The organism is Algoriphagus sp. A40, assembly GCF_002002735.1.
In the GTDB taxonomy this organism is placed as follows: domain Bacteria; phylum Bacteroidota; class Bacteroidia; order Cytophagales; family Cyclobacteriaceae; genus Algoriphagus.
In genome coordinates this window covers 25,629-45,321 of the sequence record NZ_MUNY01000067.1, presented here as the reverse complement: position 1 = coordinate 45,321, position 19,693 = coordinate 25,629, and the positions used below count along the sequence as shown (strand labels likewise).

Sequence of the window (19,693 nt, the reverse complement as noted above, 5' to 3'; positions counted from 1 at the left end):
GTGTATACACAATATATATTGATATTTTTTTTCAATAATTAGAGCATATAAGTTATTATTCAAATAATAAACAAAATATTATTCTGAAAACTTAGAGCACTTTGATGGTAATCCTTCTATTCAGCGCCTGGTTTTCAGAAGTGGAATTTGGCACCATAGGCTCCTTATCTCCTTTTCCTTCTACCAACACACGCCCAGGATGGAGTCCCGAATTCACTAAAAAAGTTTGGACACTTGTTGCCCGGAGAAGGCTCAAATTCTGATTGTATCCGGCACTTCCTATATTGTCTGTATGACCTGAGATCAGGATATTGACATTGGGATTTTCCAGCAGAAATTTCAAAAGCCGCTTCAGAGAGGTCATCGATTCAGGCTTAAGATCAAATTTATCGAATTCAAAAAACACATTTTCAAACACAAACTCCTCACCCGGACCGACAGGGGTAAGTTCGACTTTGAGGTCTTTAACATTTTGGATTTTATCCCGCTCCACATTATAGATTTTAGGCAAAAACCCCTTCTTTTCCACATAAAGTCCCGAAACGGCATTTTCAGGATACAGCATCATAAATGCGCCTGTTTTTCCGTCAGATTGAAATTGGTATAGCGTACTGTCATTGGTTAAGGATACCAAAGAAAGCGTTGCATCTATCGGTTGCCCTGTTTTGGCATTAAACACCTTTCCCTCTGTCACTGTAAGGTTTTCTCCTAAGTAGATTTCTTCCGGAAACTTAAACCTATAGAGCAGGGACCGGTCATTTTGATCTTCCGAAGTGGTAAGTTCAGTAAAGTAGGCATAATCCTTTTTGGCAGTGATAAACAAAGCCACCTGATCCAATTGGTCATTGATCGGTAGACCCAGGCTTTCAGGTTTTTGAAATGTCCCGTCTTTTACTCTGGAAAGGAAAATATCCATTCCCCCAAACCCTTGGTGCCCATCGGAAGCAAAAAACAGGATCTCATTATTGAAAAACATAAAAGGGGAGATCTCATCCTTTTGAGTATTAACCACATCTCCGAGGTTTTTGGCATCTGACCAGGTTCCGTCATTTTGACGAACGCTGTACCAGATATCATTTCCCCCAAATCCCCCGCGACGATTGGAAGAAAAGAACAATATCCTGCCATCTGCCGAAAGCGAGGGCTGGGAATCCCAGGATCTGGAATTCACCTTTGTCCCCATATTCGTAGGCCTTTCCCAAGTCCCCTTCACTTTGTAGGCAACATACAGGTCGCAACTCCCCTGGGAATCCGGTGCATCACAGGAGGTATAGATCAGAATATTTCCGTCTGCGGTGACAGAACAAGTGCCCTCATTAAAGGGTGAATTGATGGACTGGGCAAGGCTCTGGGGCAAAGTCCAGCTGCCTGCCGGATCCAAAAATGATGTATATATGTCTTCTTTGTCAAAATTTCCCGTTCCATCCCTTTTTGTAAACAAAATCTGCTCACCATCCGCCGTCAATACCGGGAAATATTGGAGATTATATTGATTCAGCGGTGATTCCAGCATCTCTTTTTCAATGGAGAGAATACTCCCGAGCTGAGACCCCAAAAAATCCATCTGCCCTTTCATTTGGGTGTAATAAATGGATTTTTTAAAAGCTTCATCAAAAATCGGGTCTACTTCCTGAAACTGTCGGTAAGCCTCTGTAAATTTCCCTTGCTTGAGGTAAAGGTTTGAAAAAAGCCAACCAAATTCGGCAGTATGCTTTGGCGTAGCATTTTTCCCTGCCAATCGGGATTTTCCCGCAAACGCCAACTTCTCCGCATCTGACAAGCGCCCTTGGGTGATCAGCAGCTGGGAAGCCTTTACATAGGCTTCCAAAAAAGATGCTTCCCTTGCAATCGCAGCCTGATATTTGGCAATTGCGGCATCATATTGTCTGGCGAGTGTCAGTTCCTCCCCTTCCTGGTAAAGTTTGATTGCTCTTCCGTCTACAATAGAATACGTTTGGCCATATGCATGTAGGATAAGGAAAAACGCAAAACAAACTAGTAGAACAGGGCGCATGGACTCAGGGGATGTCCATAAATTTATGAGTTTGGAGAGATATTTTCCAATTTGGGTGATTTTTAACGTATTCGACGATTTCAGGAGTGAATCTCACTGCCTTGCTCCATTCCGGCTGGAGGCGTAGGTCGCATAGCGGAGTCACCTGGGCTGCATGCTCTTCTGCGAAAGCAAAATCTGCCTTGTTGAAAACCACCACTTTCAATTCATCTGCGACTTTGTAAATGCTCTGATGTGGTTTTTTGAATTTCTTGGGAGAAAAACAAACCCAGTCGAAGTCACCCGAAAAAGGATGCGCGCCGGAGGTTTCGATATTGGTGGTAAATCCTTTTTCTTTCAAAAGTGCGGTCAACGGCCCCAGTTCGTACATCAAAGGCTCCCCGCCCGTGATCACGGCCAACCTTCCCGGATGAGCCAAAGCATCCTTCACGATCTGCTCGATGGATAAAACAGGCCATTTGCCAGCTTCCCAACTTTCCTTCACATCGCACCAGACGCAGCCGACATCACAGCCTCCCAGCCGGATAAAATAGGCGGGATGCCCGGTAAATCTGCCTTCTCCCTGGATGGTGTAGAACGCTTCCATGAGTGGAAGCTGTAGCCCGGAGGCCACGAGTTCTTGAGTAGTTGACGCGATAAGGTCTTGTGTGTTCATGAATTTTTGGTAAAGCGGGAGATTCCACCGCTGGATGATTGGCAAAGGTAATTCTAAAGTGGGAGGGTTGCAAAGTGTAATTAAAAAGTACGATTTACGAGGTACAATTTACGACACAGCGATGAACCTCAATCTCAAAATCCATAAGTATCCTCTTAGAATTTCGATTTGTGATTCTGGCAGGCCTCGTAAATCAAAAATCGTAAATCGTACTTCAAAGCTCCTTCCTCATCACCACTCGGTAATCCTCCACCCCTCCTTTAGGAAGGACATCTATGATTTTGAAACCTCTTTTGAGCCCAAAGGCAATCATAGCCGGAAAGCGGTTTCGGGTTTTGAAATAAACAGTCTTGAATCCCCTTTCTCTGGCCCAATTTTCCTGAAACTCTGCCAAAGCATCGGCAATTCCATGCTTTCGAAACTCGGGCCGAACCCCTCCCATCCAGGAATAAAACGTGTCTGGTGTTTCACTTTGGTAGCCAACTTTGAAACCCAGCAACTCCCCGTCTTTTTCTCCTACCAATGCCAAAAACAGCCGGTTTTTTAACCTATCGGTATAAAAATCCAAAGAAGCCTTTCCCGGAAACTCAGGGATGCGCTCATGCACCCAGAGAAGTTCGGCGGGAGAGGCTTCACGGATTTCGAAAGTGAACGAATCTTTCATTGGATTTTTGATTTACAAAATACGATTTACGACGCTTGTTGGATCCTCAATCGCAAATTCAACAAGGGTACCCCCTTGGAATATGGGTTTGGAGTTCAAATTGACGTCGTAAATCAAAAATCGTAATTCGTAAATACCCATTAATCCTTTCGAACGGTCGGATACGTCACACCCAGCTGCTCCAAATACGTATCATATTTGGTTTCGTCGTAATAGAACTTCTCCAGCTGAGGACGGAATTGCTTCATGATTCCCTCATTGAGGTAGATCGGAGGAGCATCCTCTTTGGTGATCATCGGCTTGTAGGTTTCCTCCTTTGTCTGCACGTTTTTGAAATAATCCCAAGCCTGATCGACGAGTTCCGGTTGTAGCAAAAAGTCCAGGATCGTCATCGCTTCAGCTTTTGCGCCAGCGGTCACGCCTTTGTGCGCAATCGGAGTGGCCATTGCGATGGCGTTGCTCCAGTGATGTCCTGGAAGTCCTGGAATATTGGAAGGAAATCTCAAAGTTACCGTCGGCACCACCCAAGACACGTCTCCGATGTCATCTGACCCTCCAGAAACCGGCTCTTTGATAGGCAATCCCAGGGTATCCAACTTGGTCGGAAGACCCTCCTCTTTTGAGCCCAGCTCCTTTTGCACTGCCTTTGCCAAAGTCTGGTCATTTTCATCCCATTCGGGAAGACCCACTTGCAGGATATTCTGATACATGGTTTCGGCTATAACTTTGTTAAAATGTCTTGGCCACGCCGTTCCCACCACTTTCGAGGTCATGGTTGTGCCGGTCATCAAGGCCGCGCCTTTCGCAATGTCATTGGCCTGGGCATACATTTCCATGATCCCATCGTATTTCACATCCCGGAAATAATACCAGATCGAGGCCTTGGAAGGAACCACGTTCGGCTGATCTCCCCCATCGGTGATGACCGAGTGTGAACGTTTCAGCGGATGCAAATGCTCCCGCTTGTAATTCCAACCGATATTCATCAGTTCGGTTGCATCTGCGGCACTTTTCCCTCTCCAGGGCGCACCTGCGGAGTGCGCTGCATCACCTGAAAACGTATATTCAACTGAAATCAAGCCTGTTCCTGAAGCTTCGCCGTAGCTTACGCCGAGATTGTTGGCCACGTGGGTGAAGATGCAAATATCCACTCCTTCAAACTTCCCGTCTCGGGTAAACCATGCCTTCGCAGCCACCAATTCCTCCGCAATTCCAGGCCATAAAACTAAAGTTCCGCCGATATTTTCCCGTTCCATAATTTGCTTCACCGCCAAAGCCGCCGTGATATTCAGCGGAATTCCCGAATTATGACCTTCTCCGTGACCCGGCGCTCCCTCGACGATCGGCTTGTGGTAGGCCACGCCCGGATATTGGGAAGCTTTCGGAATATTGTCCACATCAGAACCCAAGGCGATCACCGGTCCTTCTCCATTTTTCCATGTGGCAAACCAGGCGGTGGGAATCCCTGATATCCCGTGTTCGATTGTAAAGCCATTTTTCTCCAGAATTCCGGTCAGGTATTTGGATGATTCGACTTCCTGAAAGCCCAGTTCCGCGAAACTGAAGATCTTGTCCACCATCACCTGGCTTTGTTTGTGATTGGCCTGGACGATTTGGGCAGCCTCGGCTTTGAGCGCTTCGATTTGTTTGGGTGAGTATTTTTTCTGGGGAAAAGCCGAAAGGCAGATTCCTCCAGCCAAAGCAAGAGTTACTAGGATTTTCTTTCTCATAAGGTCGGTTGGTTAGGTTTTGGAAAATACAAAAAAGCCGCAAGTGTCTGACACAAAATTGATCAGTGGCAAAAAGCGGGATTTGGGAGGAATTGCAAAATTGGTTACCAAACCTGCCTGATTTTTCTATTTTTGCAGGCGTTTAGCTTAAAAATCAATACTATTTCAATTATGGCGGAGTACAACTTCAGGGAAATCGAGCAAAAGTGGCAAGGCTACTGGAAGGAAAAGGGGACTTTCAAAGCGGAGGTGGATCCCAATCGTCCCAAGTTTTATTCCCTGGACATGTTTCCTTATCCCTCCGGCGCAGGTCTCCATGTGGGTCATCCGCTGGGGTATATCGCCTCGGACATAGTCTCTCGGTTCAAGATGCTCACAGGCTTCAATGTCCTTCATCCTATGGGTTACGATTCTTTTGGTTTGCCCGCAGAGCAGTACGCAATCCAGACAGGACAGCATCCTGCCATCACAACCGAGCAGAACATTACTCGCTATACCGAGCAGCTCAAAAACATCGGCTTTGCATTCGACTGGGACCGCGAAGTCCGCACTTCAGATCCAGCTTACTATAAGTGGACACAGTGGATCTTTATGCAGCTTTTCAACAGCTACTACGATCTGGATGCAAACAAAGCCCTTCCCATTGACTCTTTGATATCACGCTTTGAGACCGTTGGAAATAAGCAAGTGAAGGCAGTCTGCGACGAAGACACGCCAGTTTTCACTGCTGAAGAATGGTTGGCTTTTTCAGAGAAGGAAAAACAAGAAATGCTACTAAAGTACCGACTGACCTTTCTTGCAGAAACTACCGTCAACTGGTGTGCTGCGTTGGGAACTGTGCTATCTAATGACGAAGTAAAAGACGGCTTCTCTGAGCGAGGCGGACATCCGGTAGAGCGTAAGAAAATGATGCAGTGGTCCATGCGGATCACAGCCTATGCAGATAGATTGCTTCAAGGATTGGAAAAAGTGGACTGGTCTGAGCCGATCAAAGAAATGCAGCGCAACTGGATCGGTAAATCGATAGGTGCCGATGTAGTTTTTCAAGTAAAAGATTCTGACCAAAAGATTAAAGTCTTCACCACTCGTGTGGACACTATCTACGGAGTGACTTATTTGGCTTTGGCTCCGGAAAGCGAGCTAGCTGCAGCATTAATCACCGATGATCAGAGAGAAACCGCCGAGGCTTATATCGAGGTTGCCAAAAATCGCTCTGAGCGCGAACGCATGAGCGATGTCAAAACGATCTCCGGAGCTTTCACCGGTTCCTATGCGATCAATCCATTCAACGGAGAAGAAATCCAGGTTTGGGTCGCCGACTACGTCTTGGCAGGGTATGGAACGGGCGCTGTCATGGCTGTACCTGCGCACGACGAGCGGGATTACAATTTTGCAAAACACTTCGGTTTGGAAATCCGACAAGTCATCGACGGTTCGATGGAAAATGGTTCTTTCCCCGGAAAAGGTGGCTTGATCATCAATTCAGGCATGATTTCCGGACTTTACATGAAAGAGGCCATGGAAAAGTGTGTTGCTTTCTTGGAAGAAAAAGGCATCGGAAAGGGCAAGATCCAGTATCGGATGCGGGATGCAATCTTCACGCGTCAGCGCTATTGGGGCGAACCTCTTCCCGTATATTTCAAGGACGGACTTCCCTATCTTATAGAAGAAAAAGACCTTCCGCTCGTATTGCCAGAAGTCGATAAATACTTGCCAACTGAGGATGGGGAACCTCCGCTTGGCCGCGCAAAAAACTGGACTTACAAAACCGCTGAGGGGGAATTTCCATTGGAGATGTCCACCATGCCGGGCTGGGCAGGATCGAGCTGGTATTTTTTCCGATATATGGATCCGAAAAATGATTCGGTTTTCGCAGACAAAGCCAAAACCGATTATTGGGGTGCTGTGGACTTATATATAGGGGGTTCAGAGCATGCGACTGGACACCTGTTGTATTCCCGATTCTGGACCAAATTCTTGCACGATATCGGAGCTGTGCACATCGACGAGCCTTTCCAAAAAATGATCAACCAAGGAATGATTCAAGGAAGGTCAAATTTTGTGTATCGTCAAAAAGGCACCAATACCTTTGTTTCCTATGGTCTGAAAGATCAATACGACACCTCCGCGATGCACGTGGATGTAAATATTGTCCATAACGATCAGTTGAATCTCGACAAGTTCAAAGCTTGGAGACCAGATCTGGCTAATGCGGAATTTATCCTGGAAGACGGCAAATACCACTGCGGCTCTGAAGTGGAAAAGATGTCCAAGTCCAAGTACAACGTGGTCAACCCAGACGACATCATCCACCGCTACGGAGCGGACACACTGAGACTATACGAAATGTTCCTCGGTCCTTTGGAGCAGTTCAAGCCTTGGAATACCAACGGGATTGACGGGGTATTTAAGTTCCTGAGAAAGCTTTGGAATCTCTATCATACACCTGCGGGAGAATTTGCAGTTTCGGATGAGAAAGCGAGTAAAGAAGAAATGAAAGCCCTACACAAGGCCATCAAAAAGATGGAAGAAGACATGGCCAATCATTCCTTCAACACTTCAGTGTCCAGCTTTATGATCTGTGTGAATGAGCTGACCGCTTTGAAATGTAACAAGAAAGAGGTTTTGGAATCCTTGGCGATTTTGGTCTCTCCTTACGCACCGCATATCGCCGAGGAACTCTGGGCACTTTTGGGGCATACCAATTCAATCACAACTGTTGCATTTCCTGAATTCAAAGAAGAATACCTAGTCGAAAGCAACTTTGAATATCCTGTCATGATCAATGGCAAGATGCGGGCAAAGTTGGACCTTCCACTTTCACTCAGCGTTGCGGAAATCGAAAAAGCAGCTTTGGAAGACTCCCATGTTCAAAAATGGCTGGAAGGCAAGGCCCCTAAAAAAGTGATTATCGTACCGGGTAAGATTGTGAATTTGGTGGTGTAAAACCATCCCACTTTAATCGCAAAGGATCAAAGGAGCTCATCTTTTGATCCTTTTTTTATTCCGTCACTGAGGAGAGCACTTCTGTTTTCCTTTTCTGCGGTTAATTCTTCCAGCAAATTTCTTGGCTTCGTTCTAAAATCCAAGTTTTCACTAGTCCTTTTAAAATGCCAATCCAGTAGTAGACTTGATAAATCGCCGAAAAATGCCCCTGAAATTCCCTGAGCCCAAGACCATCCTGTCCTTGTTTTCCATTTGCTTTCTTTTCGCATTTGGAATTCCAAATAGCTTTTCCCAAACTCATAAAACCGAGAACATTGTACTGATCACGTTGGATGGGATGCGCTGGCAGGAAGTTTTCAAAGGGGCAGATTCCCTCCTGGTCGATGACACGGGTATGGTCAAAGAACCGGGTTCACTTCTTGCGGACTTTTGGCACCCCAGTCAACTGGAGCGGAGGAAAATGCTGTTACCTTTTGTCTGGAGTACCTTGGCCTCACAAGGTCAACTCTACGGCAACAGAGCCTATGGGAATTTGGTAAACAACAGCAATACCATGTGGTTTTCTTACCCTGGATACAATGAAATCCTGACCGGTAAAGCAGATGATGAGCGGATTAACCACAATAGGAAGGTCAACAATCCAAACGTCACCTTTTTGGAATATCTGAATCAGACGCCTGATTATCAGGGAAAAGTGATGGCATTTGCCGGCTGGGACGCGTTCCCATTTATCATTAACGAGGAGCGAAGCAAAGTTCCTGTCAATGCCGGTCGGGAGAAAGTTACCGGAGCTGACCTGACTGAGGGGGAGATTTTGCTCAATCAGCTGCTTGGCGAAATCCGCGGAAAATCCAATTCCGGGCGATTCGACGCTTTCACTCATCACTTTGCGATGGAGGCATTGAAGAAGCACAAACCGAAAGTACTTTACATTTCCTATGGAGAAACTGACAGTTGGGCCCACAGCGGAAACTATGACGAATACCTTTTTTCCGCCAGGCAAACCGACAAATTCATCCGGGAAATCTGGGAAACACTCCAGTCCGATCCCCAATACAAAGACAAAACAACCCTGATCATCACCACTGATCACGGAAGAGGCACTGGTAAAGTGACCTGGAAGGATCACGGGGACGAATATGCCGACGCTGGTCAAGTTTGGATGATGGCTATCGGTCCTGATACTCCTGCGAGTGGCGAAATGAAGGCCAAGGGTCAATGGTATTCATCTATGTTAGCACGCACTATTTTCAGCTTATTGGAAATAGAATATCCGGATGCAACTGCCGGGCCGGTCATTCAGGAAATGATCAGGTAAACCACCTGGATGCTGAAATGACTACATATGTCACACTCAATTTTGTGCCTCCATTGAGAAATCCTTCTGTCGTTTGCTATTTTTAGCTCATGATCATCTACACGTTTCCAGTCCGGACGGCTTTTATCGACAGAGATCTGGAAATGATCCAACCAAGGTCAGAAGTCAAGCCTTTGGAATTTACCCAAAGTCCGGTCCAGCTTCCTTTCTTCTTCATCCTCCAGTTTTTTCAACTCCTTTGGTTCCTGCCCCGTACCAGCCAATACCTCTGCTTTTTCGGAGGTTACCATAGTGTCCTGCCGGTTTGGTTTGGAAAAGTATTCGGAAAAAAATGCACCATCCAGGCCGGAGGAACGGATTGCATCAATATGCCGGAGATCGGCTATGGTAATTTTCGTAAAAAATGGCTTCGAATGGCCACAGTGTACTCCTTCAAAAACTGCAGTTTGATTCTTCCAGTCGCCGAGGCCTTGGTCAAGCAGAATTATACCTATGACCCCAAAATCAATCCTAAGCAAGGACTTTTGAACCTGATTCCCGATTTGAAAACACCGATTCAAGTTATTCCAAACGGTTTTGATACTGATTTTTGGAAGGATATGGGAAAAGCGCGAAATCCATTCAGCTTTATTTCAGTTGCCACCGGCACTTCCAACCCATCTCGGGCCATCGTCAAAGGCTACGATTTAATCGGAAAATTAGCTAAAAAACACCCTAACTGGAACTTTACCCTGGTGGGTGACGCTGCATATAGTTCCCCTAATCCAAACATTCGGGTTTTGGGAAAAATGAATCCGACAGAACTTCGGGAAGTATACAATTCCCACCAATTTTACCTCCAACTCTCCACATCTGAGGGCTTCCCCAATGCCCTGGGTGAAGCAATGGCCTGTGGTTGCGTACCAATCGGTTCGGCAGTGGGGGCGATTCCGGAGATTATTGGAAATTCCCAGCTGATCCTACGAATTAAGGATCTTGATCTACTCGAAACTCTCATTTCCACTCTAGACCTCCCAACTTTAAGAGAAAGATCATCCCAGCAGGTTTCGAAGCATTTCAGTTTCGAAAGACGAAGAAAAAAACTTTTGCAGGCTCTTTTCTTGGATTTCTGATAGTTCAACAACTATGCTTGTGGCACTTTTCCAGTGCTGAATTGCAAATACCCACCAATAAACACCGACATCTCAAATAGCTTCACCTTTTCTTCGGTTGTATATGAAGATTGAATCTACCTAAATAATCCTTTGAAAAAAGGCAGGTAGACAAAATTTTCCTAATGCTTTTTCCAAATCTGAGTCCTAAAACAAAATCAGCCAAAAAAGCTTTTACCCAAATTCCAAGAACCTATTTTTCGATTTTTGACAAAAATCAAATCAAAACTTACCGATTTTTAAACCGATTTTTTGACTTTTCTCAAAACATAGCTAAAAATCCACATAAAAAAAGGGAGCCTTTTAGAATCTAGGCTCCCGGTCAGGGTTTATTGTCAATGGATTAAAACCATATAAACTTTGGCAAAGTGCTAGGTTAATCGATATTTCTGTTTGCAAAAGTTTCTTAAACCTATCAAAATCAAACAAAGAATCAAAATCTCAATAAAAAATTTTTGGATTTTTTTTCAATTACCAATCTCCCTATCCTGAATTACCTATTCCTGATTCCTGTTTTCCTTTTAACTTGTAACAAAACCCCAACTGATGAAAAAGTTTCTCCTGTTTCTTGGAATCCTCTTTGTAATCTATCTAATCGGGATCAACACTGTCCCACGATACATCGAATCCGAACGAAATCCGGTCAAAGCTCTTGGACCGTATCAGGTTTCTCAGGAAGCACAGGCTCTTTATGATAGATTGGATTTTATCGCAGACCTTCACTGCGACGCCTTACTTTGGGGAAGAAATCTCAATAAACGAGGTGAGCAAGGCCATGTGGACTTCCCAAGAATGAGAGAGGCGAATGTTGCGCTCGAAATGTTCACCATCGTATCCAAATCTCCGGCTGGACAAAATATGCAAAGCAACAGTGAAGATGCCTTTGACAATATCACACCGCTTACGATTGCAAAAGGGGAAGGTCCCTGGAATTGGTTTAGCTTGGTCAACCGGACACTTTCCCAGTCGGAAGCCTTGGCAGAATTTGTTGAAAATGAAGGTGAAAAAGCAATTTTTATAAAATCAAAAGCTGATTTGGAAAACCTGATTGAGGCAAGAAAATCAGATCAGGAGGTAATTGGGGCAATGTTGGGAATAGAAGGAGGGCATGCTTTGGAAGGGAACATCGAAAACCTCGACGTAGTCTACTCCGCAGGAGTACGGATGATCGGCCCGACCCATTTTTTCGACAATGAATTCGGAGGATCTGCCCATGGAGAAAACTTAGCAGGTCTAACTGAATTCGGTAAGACCGCAGTGAAACGAATGAACGAACTCGGAATTTTCGTCGATTTGGCTCACTCCTCTCCCGCTATCGTGGACGATGTCTTAGCCATCACCTCCGAGCCAGTGATCATTTCTCATACAGGAGTCCGGGCTGTCTTGGACTCTCAACGTAACCTCAGCGATGCGCAGATTCAAAAAATAGCCGCAAATGGGGGTATCATTGGGATTGCCTTTTTTGACATGGCAGTCGGCACACCTGAATTGCCCAATATCATTGCTAGCATCAAGCATGTCCGAGACCTGGTGGGAGTTCAGTATGTGGCTTTGGGCTCAGATTACGACGGTTCGGTTGCTGTACCTTTTGATATCACCGGACTTCCATTGATTGTAGATGGCTTGATGAATACCGGTTTCTCTGAAGAGGAAATAAGAGCTGTGATGGGGGAAAATGTGAAGCAATTTTTTCTCAAGAACTTGAAATAAGCCATGGAAGGTAATATCCATTTAGTAAAAACCCGATTCGGAAAGCTTCAGGAATACCTCCGGGAGTTTGTCTATGGGGGAATTGATGGTGCAGTGACGACTTTTGCCGTCGTTGCAGGTGGCTTTGGAGCCAATCTTGATCCAGGAATCCTGATTATTTTGGGTTTTGCAAATTTGCTGGCTGACGGCTTTTCGATGTCTGTTGGAGCTTATCTCTCAGCCAAAAGCGAACGGGACAATTTCAACAAACACGAAAAAATCGAATACTGGGAAGTAGAAAACCTGCCTGAGGTTGAGCGTGAAGAAATCGCGGAGATCTATCGGGGAAAAGGCTTCAAAGGAGAACTCCTGACTAAAATCGTCGACCATATTTGCTCAGACAAAGATCTCTGGGTTTCTGAAATGATGAAAGACGAATTGGAAATGATGCGTGACAGCAAAAGCCCTTTCAAAATCGGACTAGCGACCTTAATTTCTTTTATCCTGGTCGGATTCATTCCTTTGATGGTCTATCTGTGGGATTTTTTCTTCCCGACAGACCTCAATATTTTTCTTTGGACCAGTATTCTAACCGGACTTGCATTCCTAATTGTGGGTTGGCTCAAGGGAATTGTAAACCAAACCTCAGCACTTCGCAGCATTTCTGAAACCGTTGCATTGGGACTTTTGGCCGCGGTGGTTGCTTACTATGTTGGAGATATTTTAGAGAGTTTTTTTATATAAAATCATAAATGAAAACAATCAATGAAGTCCTGGTCCGAATGGATCAAATAGTTGCTGAATGTAAAACTCAGCAGTCCAGAATTGGATATTTTGCGATTTTGTATCGGCAAGTGACTCGGAGAGTCAGGGACGGAATTTTAGCAGGGGAATTTGAAGATAATCCCCGGATGGAGGTTTTGGATGTGCTTTTCGCAAAGCGGTTTATCGATGCCTATGACCTCTCGAAACTCGGAAAAAAGCCCACTGAAAGCTGGAGACTGGCTTTTGATGCGAGTAAAAATTCTGGTCATTTGGTCCTTCAGCACCTTTTTCTTGGGATCAATGCGCACATCAACCTGGATCTGGGAATCGCCGCCTCCGAAACTATGGCAGAAAAAGAATTGATTGGAATTCAAGGAGATTTCAACAAAATCAATGCTGTCTTGGCTGAACTGGTGGATGGGGTAAAAATTAACATCAGCACTGTTTCACCGATTTTTGGCTGGCTGATTCCACTGGCAAAAGGTCGTGATGAAATGCTCCTCAACTTTTCCATCCAGATAGCTAGAGACGGTGCCTGGAAATATGCCGGAGAATATCACTCCGATCTCAACAAGGAATTTCAGGTGAAAGATCGTGACGCTAACATCTCCAAGCTTGCCAATAAGCTGATCAATCCGGGGAAGTTTCTGGCTTTTTTGGTGAAAATCGTGGGTTTCGCTGAATGGAAATCCGTAGGCCGGACGATGGATCAATTGGACATAGTTGCCAAAAAAAGCATCTCTCAGTAAACTTCTTTCTCCAAAAATTTCCTGCAGTCATAAACAGGAATGTCTGAAAAGAAAAATCCGCTTTGATCTTCGGTCACGATTACTTCACAGGAAGAGTTTATGGCAGAGAAATACTCCAATCCATCCTCAAAATCAATAACCTGTGGATTTTTCAAAGCTTGATAAACCACTTCCTGATCAACAATGGAAATATTCAATTTGGAGTGAAGAATAGCGATCTTTTGCTTAGCCATTGCCGAGCCCGCCTTTTTCTCAGCGAAATAAAATGCAATCGCCAGGCAAATTGGAGAGGTAAATAACTGAAACCGGGACTGATCTGCCAGACTCAGCAATCTGGCGGAATAGGGAAACAGCGGATATTCTTTGTTCAGTACGGACACCAAGACATTTGCGTCCAGGAAAACCCTCATTTCTTGCCCTCAAAAAACTCATCTTTCATAGCCTTGCGACTGGATGTCCTTTTGTATTCGATCGGACCCTCAGCCACGGCCTCGATCCAATCCGACACCGGCAATTCTTCCAGAGACTTGTAGTTTTTTGAAATGATCTGGGAATACAGGTATTCGGTCAGTCTGGACAAACTGATATTATTTTGATCGGCAAATTCCTTGGCTCGCTCTATGACGTCTTTGTTAAATGACAAGGTGATTTTAGTATCCATGGCTACTTGATTTTTGTATTACGTAAAGAAAATAAAATCTATACGTAAAATCAAATATCTCTTTGAATTTCAGCCTATTCTACCTCAAATCATCATCCCATTGAGCCATTTCCCGATTGGCTTGTGCCTTGTTTTTTCGGTTGGTTTTTTCCTTGTTCAAGTCAGTGGCATAGAAATGGGTTTCTTGAAAATATCCCACTCTTGCCTCCGATTCTCCTTTGGCAAAAGTCCACTTTTCTCCTTTGAAGAGTTTGACTTTGTCCTCATGGAGTTCCAACAGCTCATCATATGGCCCACGTGCTGAAATCAGTTTGACAAAAATCGGAGCAGTCTCAATCGCGATAAAAAGCAACATGATGAACACATTGGCCATAGCCATTGCGGCGCTTTCCGTAGTCAAAACCGAAAGTGCATCCATCCTTGCCGCCAACCCGTCAAACCCCTCAATTCCAGGCTGCTGCTTTTCAAACTCTGCCTGCCGAAGCGCAACAAATTCCCTGATTTGGGCTTCAATTGTATCAATCCGGATTTGATTTCTCTTCCGCAAATCATCCAGCGCAAGCTGTGAGGCATCCAGTTGTTGTTCTTTCTTTTTGGCGTTGGTTCCAAGGCCTACGATTCCGCTGGTGCCTGAAGTTTTCTCACCAAATCGCTCAGCATCGTATTCCTTTTGGACTTGATCGCGGAATGCTTCCGCCTCAGAAACTTCCGATTTCAAAGTGTCTATTTTAGCTTCCAGCTCCTGGATTTCAGGAAACCCTTTGGCGAGATTGGCTTTAGATTGAGCGATAAATTCTGTCTTTTTCTCATCCAATTTTCGATTGATCTCGCGTTCAAACATCTTCAGCTCAAGCGGTTTTGAAATCACCAATGCAAGCAATACAGCCAAAACCAAGCGGGGGATTGCCAGCTTCCATTCAGCCCAGGCGTTTTCCTTTTTCCGCATGCTGGATACGATAAATCGATCCAAATTGAAAATCATCAAGCCCCAAAGCAGCCCAAAGAAGATGGCAGGAATCAGGCTTTGGAAGACAGTAAACAAAGCATACCCAGCAGCCAGAGCAGCCAAAACTCCTGTAAAAAAAACCGTGGCCCCGATTCCCAAATACTTATTGGATTCGGTTGGGGCACGCTTGAGCAGGGCAAAATTTGCTCCGCTGCAAAACCAAAAGAAACGGGTGATTTGCTGCATGATTGAGAAGGTTGCGATTTGGATCCGCATAGAGAACGCGAAAACAGTTCCAAAAAGATGACTGTATTTTTGAAAAGCCAGATCAAAGGCTAAAATGTGACAAAAACCCGCTTTTCTGGGGTAGAATCAGGTTTGAATATTTTTCAAAACCTTAAAGGTCAAACTTTCATTTTGTCCGAAGTGTACATATGCGTGCAAAAATTGAACGCTCTTAGACCATGAATTTCAATTCCTGAGTTTGATCATAATTTTTCAAAAAGTAAACTTTTAGCTTCCAGAAAATCCTGATTTATGTCTAAACCAAAATCTTTATCAATCAAAATTTTGACTCCGGGAATTCACTGGTTATTTGTATTTATTCCTATCACGGTTTTCCTTGAGTTTTCCCACGCCTCCGCACCTTTGATTTTCTTTTCTGCGGCGATTTCAATCATCCCTATTGCCCGGCTCATCAGTACTTCCACAGAAAATCTCGCCACCTACACCGGTGATGCTGTCGGAGGACTGTTGAATGCCACATTTGGCAATTTGCCAGAACTGATCATCGCCTTGATTGCCTTACGGGCTGGCCTCCATGAGATGGTTCTCGCATCGATTGCAGGTGCCATTTTGGCCAATTTGCTTCTTGCTTTGGGCGTTTCATTTCTAATCGGAGGTCTCAAATTTCATTATCAGGAATACAACTCCACCAGCATCCGGATGTATAGTTCCATGATGATGATTGCTGTCCTCAGCTTGATAGTTCCAAGTGCATTCAACCGGTTTTATGGTACTGCAGAATTTGCAGAGGCAGAAAACAGTCTGAATATTTTACTCAGTATAGCCTTGCTTGCAGCCTACGGATTATACCTGGTTTTTATGCTAAAAACCCATCCTGATTTTTTCAAAAGTGAAAACTCCCATGAGAATGAATCACATGAAAGACCCTGGTCTTTGATCAAATCAATAAGCATTTTGGTTTTTGCTTCAGTACTTGCTGCATTTATGAGTGAGATTCTGGTAGGCGCCGCAGAGGAAACCGGGGAAATCATGGGAATGTCCAGCATTTTCATCGGTGTGGTCTTTCTGGCAGTAATTGGTGGAGCTGCAGAAGGCATCTCGGCGATTGTGATGGCTTCAAAAAACAAAGTGGATTTAAGTATCGGAATTGCATTGGGCAGTTCAATCCAAATAGCCCTGTTTATTGCGCCTTTGCTGGTTTTGGTAAGTCTGTTTATTGGGCCGGAGCAATTGAATCTCTCCTTTAACCGAGCCTTGATCTGGTCACTGTTTTTGGGAGTCATCCTCGCCTCGATGATCGCCGGTGATGGCCGCTCAAACTGGTATAAGGGAGTTCAATTGATTTTGGTGTATTTAATATTGGGATTGATGTTTTACTTTATCCCGGAATCAGCCCAATAAATCATGAAAACTACCCGAATTACCAGATTATTAATACTCATTTCGATTCTTATTTGGGGGGAAATCAATGCTCAGAATGTCCCATTCGAACAGGAAGTCAGACAAATTTCTGCAAGGCTGGACAGCTTGGGCTGGGAAAGAGGCAGCACGCTTTTCACCGGAAGCTCCACGATTCGAATGTGGAAAAGTCTGGAAACTTCTTTTCCAAATGAGGTTATTCTGAACACTGGCTTTGGAGGTTCAAAGGCCTCGGATCTGGAAACGCACTTGTTTCCTCTAGTAATCCGATTAGAACCCAGTCGGGTTTTCATTTATGAAGGCGACAACGATATTTGGGCAGATGTTCCAGTGGCTGATATTTTGACCAGCATGGACAACATTGTAACCCGTCTTCAGTTGATCAATCCCAAAACTGAGATCTTCCTGATTGGAGCAAAACCGAGCCCCTCCCGATGGGAGAAAAAACAGAACTACGAGATTTTCAACCAAAAGCTAAAAGAGTATGGCCTGTCAAAAGAAGGAGTAGAATTCGTGGACACCTGGAAAGCACTGACCGACCCTACCGGAAATCCCAGACCTGAATTGTATATCGAGGATCAACTCCATCTGAATGAAAAAGGGTATTTGGTCTGGACGGAGATTTTCAAACCCTATTTTTAGTTTTAATCTTAGAAGGTGTTTTCTTGCTCAGATAGGAAGTGCTTGTTTAGCCCTTCGAACTGAAGCTAACAACCTATAAGCAGGATGATTTTTGGTTCCAACTACTGAACAAATTCTTAATCCTTCTTCCGAAATTTCTCCTCCATGACTCCCACTGGCAGAACTACTCCTACAGACCAAGTCAAGCCTTCCCATCTTCTTGAAATTTGCACAGGTGCGGCATCTCCCAAAGTTATTGTGTAAAGTCTATTAGTTCCGAAGGAGAAAAAATGACCCAATTCAAGATTCAAAAAAGAAGAATTCAGCAGGCGGATTTTGGAATGCAGGCCGGTTTTGAAGAAGAAAGGGCTTTTCCTTTCTGAAGTAAGCGTATAATCGACTTCCGCATCTTCCCCTTGAATAGTTCCAGTTCGTGAGTCATCATGTTCTTTCAGAGAGATCACTGACCAGTTGCCTGTGAAAAAAGCACCGAAACGAATGTTCTCTTGATCTCCGGTAGGAATGTCGTATCGAAAGGTAAAAGGCAGAACCAACGACGCTAAATCCGAATTCATCACATATTCTTCACGCTCCCAGATCGGAAAGTAAACCGCACTGGAAGTATGGTGATACAGGGAAATCCCAGACTCCATGGAAAGATTCTCCTTCCTATACCCTATGCCAATTCCATAATACAGGCTCAAATCCTCTATCCCCGAAAAAAGTGGATCTGGATTTTGGCCATACCGCATGCCAAATTGAGGCAGAAAAAAAAAGCCGTTATCATCGCTAAGCTGCCGATAGATTTCCTTTTTGTTAAGTCGCGAGGCTCTTTTGAGGGCGCTGGTTTGGACTTGGGAAAAAGCGGTCGAAGTGGTAACGAAGAAAACAAAAAAGAAGAACGACTTGGTCATGGAATGAAGTGGGGTTAAAAAAACTACACCTTAAACTAATACAAGACTTCTTTTATTGTTATCGTTAGCAAAAATATTTACCGCTATTTCACTTCCTTCTTATGCCAATATGAAGCTAGGATCGAGCCCGAAATATTCATCACCGGACCGAATACTGCCGCTGCTAAACCAACCGTTGCGATCTTGCCCATTTCCTTGGCAATCCCAGATGCCAAACCGGCATTTTGCATTCCCACCTCAATAGCAACTGTCCGGCAATCTTTTTCATTCATTCTAAACAGTCTTGCAAACCAATAGCCGATCCCATAGCCGGCGAAATTGTGGATCATCACCAGCCCGATCAGAAGAAGTCCAATATCCAAAAGCGCATCCCGTCCGGCTGCAGTGATCACGACGATGATCAGCCCGATCCCGATCATTGATACAATCGGCATGGACTTGTCTAGCCAGGCAGATTTCCCTCTGAAAATCTTGTTGAAAATCAGGCCTGCCCCGATCGGAATGATGATCATCTTGAAGATGTCCCACATCATCTTGACCAAGTCGATTTCGATAAACTCTCCAGCCAGAAGTTTCATCAAAAATGGCGTCATCAATGGCGCAAGCATAGTAGTCACGGAAGTCAGCGTAATCGAAAGGGCCAGATTGGCTTTGGCCAAATAAGTCATCACATTGCTCGCCAAGCCGCTCGGGGAGCTCCCGATTAGGATCAACCCGGCAGCAATCTCAGGAGGAAGGCCACTAACCCAGGCCAGAATCAGTCCGAGTGAAGGCATGATCAGAAACTGTGCCCCAACCCCGATCAGCACAGCCTGAGGAGTCCTAACTACACCGGCGAAGTCACGGATACTCATCGAAGTCCCCATCCCAAACATTATCACTTGGATCAAAGGGGTAATCAGATTGGTAAGTTTATAACCTTGGTATTCCTGAAAAAAAACCGGGTAAAACATCGCCATAGTCACCGCAGCAAGGATCATCAAAGAGTAGGTCAGGACTTTCAAAGAATCATAGCCTCGACTTCCGACCCCCAGCAAAACAAAAAACAGAATCAGAAGGGGTCCAGTCCATTCAGAAAGAGAACTGATCCAAGCTGCTCCTGCGAGAAGTAAAACAAAAAAAGAACTGTAAAGAAAATAGGAATAGACTTTTGATTTCAAAACTGAGGCATTTTGGGTGGAAAGAAAGATAAAAAAACTCCGTCG

Annotated in this window: 17 protein-coding genes; 8 read left to right on the top strand and 9 right to left on the bottom strand. The window is 44.7% G+C overall.

The window, feature by feature from the left end; genetic code table 11:
• Positions 1-91 precede the first annotated feature (91 nt).
• The 4 genes from B0E43_RS17190 to B0E43_RS17175 all read right to left on the bottom strand — a co-directional run bounded on the left by B0E43_RS17190 (position 92) and on the right by B0E43_RS17175 (position 5,063).
• Entirely contained in the window at positions 92-2,014 is a 1,923-nt protein-coding gene (locus B0E43_RS17190; protein WP_077352033.1) for an OmpA family protein, read from the bottom strand.
• A 4-nt stretch (positions 2,015-2,018) separates the two neighbouring features.
• Positions 2,019-2,669, bottom strand: coding sequence for a 7-carboxy-7-deazaguanine synthase QueE (locus B0E43_RS17185; RefSeq protein WP_077352047.1), 651 nt, complete (start codon positions 2,667-2,669; stop codon positions 2,019-2,021).
• A gap of 214 nt (positions 2,670-2,883) precedes the next feature.
• A complete protein-coding gene (locus B0E43_RS17180) occupies positions 2,884-3,333 on the bottom strand; it encodes a GNAT family N-acetyltransferase (RefSeq protein ID WP_077352031.1) in 450 nt (149 codons plus the stop codon).
• Positions 3,334-3,473: 140 nt separating this feature from the next.
• Complete coding sequence (locus B0E43_RS17175; protein WP_077352029.1) at positions 3,474-5,063, bottom strand: peptidase dimerization domain-containing protein; 1,590 nt, start codon at positions 5,061-5,063, stop codon at positions 3,474-3,476.
• A gap of 171 nt (positions 5,064-5,234) precedes the next feature.
• Between B0E43_RS17175 and leuS the strand changes: the two genes are divergently transcribed.
• The 6 genes from leuS to B0E43_RS17140 all read left to right on the top strand — a co-directional run bounded on the left by leuS (position 5,235) and on the right by B0E43_RS17140 (position 13,681).
• Positions 5,235-8,009, top strand: coding sequence for a leucine--tRNA ligase (leuS, locus tag B0E43_RS17170; protein WP_077352027.1), 2,775 nt, complete (start codon positions 5,235-5,237; stop codon positions 8,007-8,009).
• 202 nt (positions 8,010-8,211) lie between these two features.
• Positions 8,212-9,327 carry a sulfatase-like hydrolase/transferase gene (locus B0E43_RS17165; RefSeq protein WP_139352808.1) on the top strand — a complete coding sequence of 372 codons (1,116 nt, stop codon included), beginning with the start codon at positions 8,212-8,214 and terminating at the stop codon, positions 9,325-9,327.
• Between the two features lie 89 nt (positions 9,328-9,416).
• Positions 9,417-10,439 carry a glycosyltransferase family 4 protein gene (locus B0E43_RS17160; RefSeq protein WP_077352025.1) on the top strand — a complete coding sequence of 341 codons (1,023 nt, stop codon included), beginning with the start codon at positions 9,417-9,419 and terminating at the stop codon, positions 10,437-10,439.
• A gap of 585 nt (positions 10,440-11,024) precedes the next feature.
• Complete coding sequence (locus tag B0E43_RS17150) at positions 11,025-12,188, top strand: dipeptidase (protein WP_077352021.1); 1,164 nt, start codon at positions 11,025-11,027, stop codon at positions 12,186-12,188.
• Positions 12,189-12,191: 3 nt separating this feature from the next.
• Positions 12,192-12,911 carry a VIT1/CCC1 transporter family protein gene (locus B0E43_RS17145; RefSeq protein ID WP_077352019.1) on the top strand — a complete coding sequence of 240 codons (720 nt, stop codon included), beginning with the start codon at positions 12,192-12,194 and terminating at the stop codon, positions 12,909-12,911.
• Between the two features lie 8 nt (positions 12,912-12,919).
• Positions 12,920-13,681 (top strand): DUF5995 family protein, encoded by a 762-nt coding sequence (locus B0E43_RS17140; protein ID WP_077352017.1) that lies wholly within the window; start codon positions 12,920-12,922, stop codon positions 13,679-13,681.
• Here the strand turns inward: B0E43_RS17140 and B0E43_RS17135 are convergent.
• The 3 genes from B0E43_RS17135 to B0E43_RS17125 all read right to left on the bottom strand — a co-directional run bounded on the left by B0E43_RS17135 (position 13,675) and on the right by B0E43_RS17125 (position 15,534).
• Positions 13,675-14,091 (bottom strand): PIN domain-containing protein, encoded by a 417-nt coding sequence (locus tag B0E43_RS17135; protein ID WP_077352015.1) that lies wholly within the window; start codon positions 14,089-14,091, stop codon positions 13,675-13,677. The genes B0E43_RS17140 and B0E43_RS17135 overlap by 7 nt on opposite strands.
• On the bottom strand, positions 14,088-14,342 hold the full coding sequence (locus tag B0E43_RS17130; protein ID WP_077352013.1) for a DUF6364 family protein: 255 nt from the start codon (positions 14,340-14,342) through the stop codon (positions 14,088-14,090). The genes B0E43_RS17135 and B0E43_RS17130 overlap by 4 nt, the downstream gene beginning before the upstream one ends.
• Positions 14,343-14,421: 79 nt before the next feature.
• The gene (locus B0E43_RS17125) at positions 14,422-15,534 is read right to left on the bottom strand and encodes a DUF4407 domain-containing protein (RefSeq protein WP_077352043.1); all 1,113 of its coding nucleotides are present in this window, start codon (positions 15,532-15,534) and stop codon (positions 14,422-14,424) included.
• A gap of 291 nt (positions 15,535-15,825) precedes the next feature.
• Here B0E43_RS17125 and cax point away from each other — a divergent pair, with 291 nt between their 5' ends.
• Both cax and B0E43_RS17115 read left to right on the top strand, forming a co-directional pair.
• Entirely contained in the window at positions 15,826-16,935 is a 1,110-nt protein-coding gene (cax, locus tag B0E43_RS17120; protein WP_139352807.1) for a calcium/proton exchanger, read from the top strand.
• 3 nt (positions 16,936-16,938) lie between these two features.
• On the top strand, positions 16,939-17,595 hold the full coding sequence (locus B0E43_RS17115) for a GDSL-type esterase/lipase family protein (RefSeq protein ID WP_077352011.1): 657 nt from the start codon (positions 16,939-16,941) through the stop codon (positions 17,593-17,595).
• A gap of 116 nt (positions 17,596-17,711) precedes the next feature.
• Here the strand turns inward: B0E43_RS17115 and B0E43_RS17110 are convergent, their stop codons facing one another.
• On the bottom strand, positions 17,712-18,488 hold the full coding sequence (locus B0E43_RS17110; protein WP_077352009.1) for a hypothetical protein: 777 nt from the start codon (positions 18,486-18,488) through the stop codon (positions 17,712-17,714).
• 83 nt (positions 18,489-18,571) lie between these two features.
• Complete coding sequence (locus tag B0E43_RS17105; RefSeq protein WP_077352007.1) at positions 18,572-19,648, bottom strand: bile acid:sodium symporter family protein; 1,077 nt, start codon at positions 19,646-19,648, stop codon at positions 18,572-18,574.
• Positions 19,649-19,693 lie beyond the last annotated feature (45 nt).

Excerpts from the sequence above, each read along its gene's own strand:
- B0E43_RS17110 (WP_077352009.1), bottom strand. The coding sequence starts at position 18,488 with ATGACCAAGTCGTTCTTCTTTTTTGTTTTCTTCGTTACCACTTCGACC.
- leuS (WP_077352027.1), top strand. The coding sequence starts at position 5,235 with ATGGCGGAGTACAACTTCAGGGAAATCGAGCAAAAGTGGCAAGGCTAC.
- B0E43_RS17160 (WP_077352025.1), top strand. The coding sequence starts at position 9,417 with ATGATCATCTACACGTTTCCAGTCCGGACGGCTTTTATCGACAGAGAT.
- B0E43_RS17180 (WP_077352031.1), bottom strand. The coding sequence starts at position 3,333 with ATGAAAGATTCGTTCACTTTCGAAATCCGTGAAGCCTCTCCCGCCGAA.
- B0E43_RS17150 (WP_077352021.1), top strand. The coding sequence starts at position 11,025 with ATGAAAAAGTTTCTCCTGTTTCTTGGAATCCTCTTTGTAATCTATCTA.
- B0E43_RS17140 (WP_077352017.1), top strand. The coding sequence starts at position 12,920 with ATGAAAACAATCAATGAAGTCCTGGTCCGAATGGATCAAATAGTTGCT.
- B0E43_RS17185 (WP_077352047.1), bottom strand. The coding sequence starts at position 2,669 with ATGAACACACAAGACCTTATCGCGTCAACTACTCAAGAACTCGTGGCC.
- B0E43_RS17145 (WP_077352019.1), top strand. The coding sequence starts at position 12,192 with ATGGAAGGTAATATCCATTTAGTAAAAACCCGATTCGGAAAGCTTCAG.
- B0E43_RS17135 (WP_077352015.1), bottom strand. The coding sequence starts at position 14,091 with ATGAGGGTTTTCCTGGACGCAAATGTCTTGGTGTCCGTACTGAACAAA.
- B0E43_RS17125 (WP_077352043.1), bottom strand. The coding sequence starts at position 15,534 with ATGCAGCAAATCACCCGTTTCTTTTGGTTTTGCAGCGGAGCAAATTTT.
- B0E43_RS17165 (WP_139352808.1), top strand. The coding sequence starts at position 8,212 with ATGCCCCTGAAATTCCCTGAGCCCAAGACCATCCTGTCCTTGTTTTCC.
- B0E43_RS17115 (WP_077352011.1), top strand. The coding sequence starts at position 16,939 with ATGAAAACTACCCGAATTACCAGATTATTAATACTCATTTCGATTCTT.
- cax (WP_139352807.1), top strand. The coding sequence starts at position 15,826 with ATGTCTAAACCAAAATCTTTATCAATCAAAATTTTGACTCCGGGAATT.
- B0E43_RS17190 (WP_077352033.1), bottom strand. The coding sequence starts at position 2,014 with ATGCGCCCTGTTCTACTAGTTTGTTTTGCGTTTTTCCTTATCCTACAT.
- B0E43_RS17175 (WP_077352029.1), bottom strand. The coding sequence starts at position 5,063 with ATGAGAAAGAAAATCCTAGTAACTCTTGCTTTGGCTGGAGGAATCTGC.
- B0E43_RS17130 (WP_077352013.1), bottom strand. The coding sequence starts at position 14,342 with ATGGATACTAAAATCACCTTGTCATTTAACAAAGACGTCATAGAGCGA.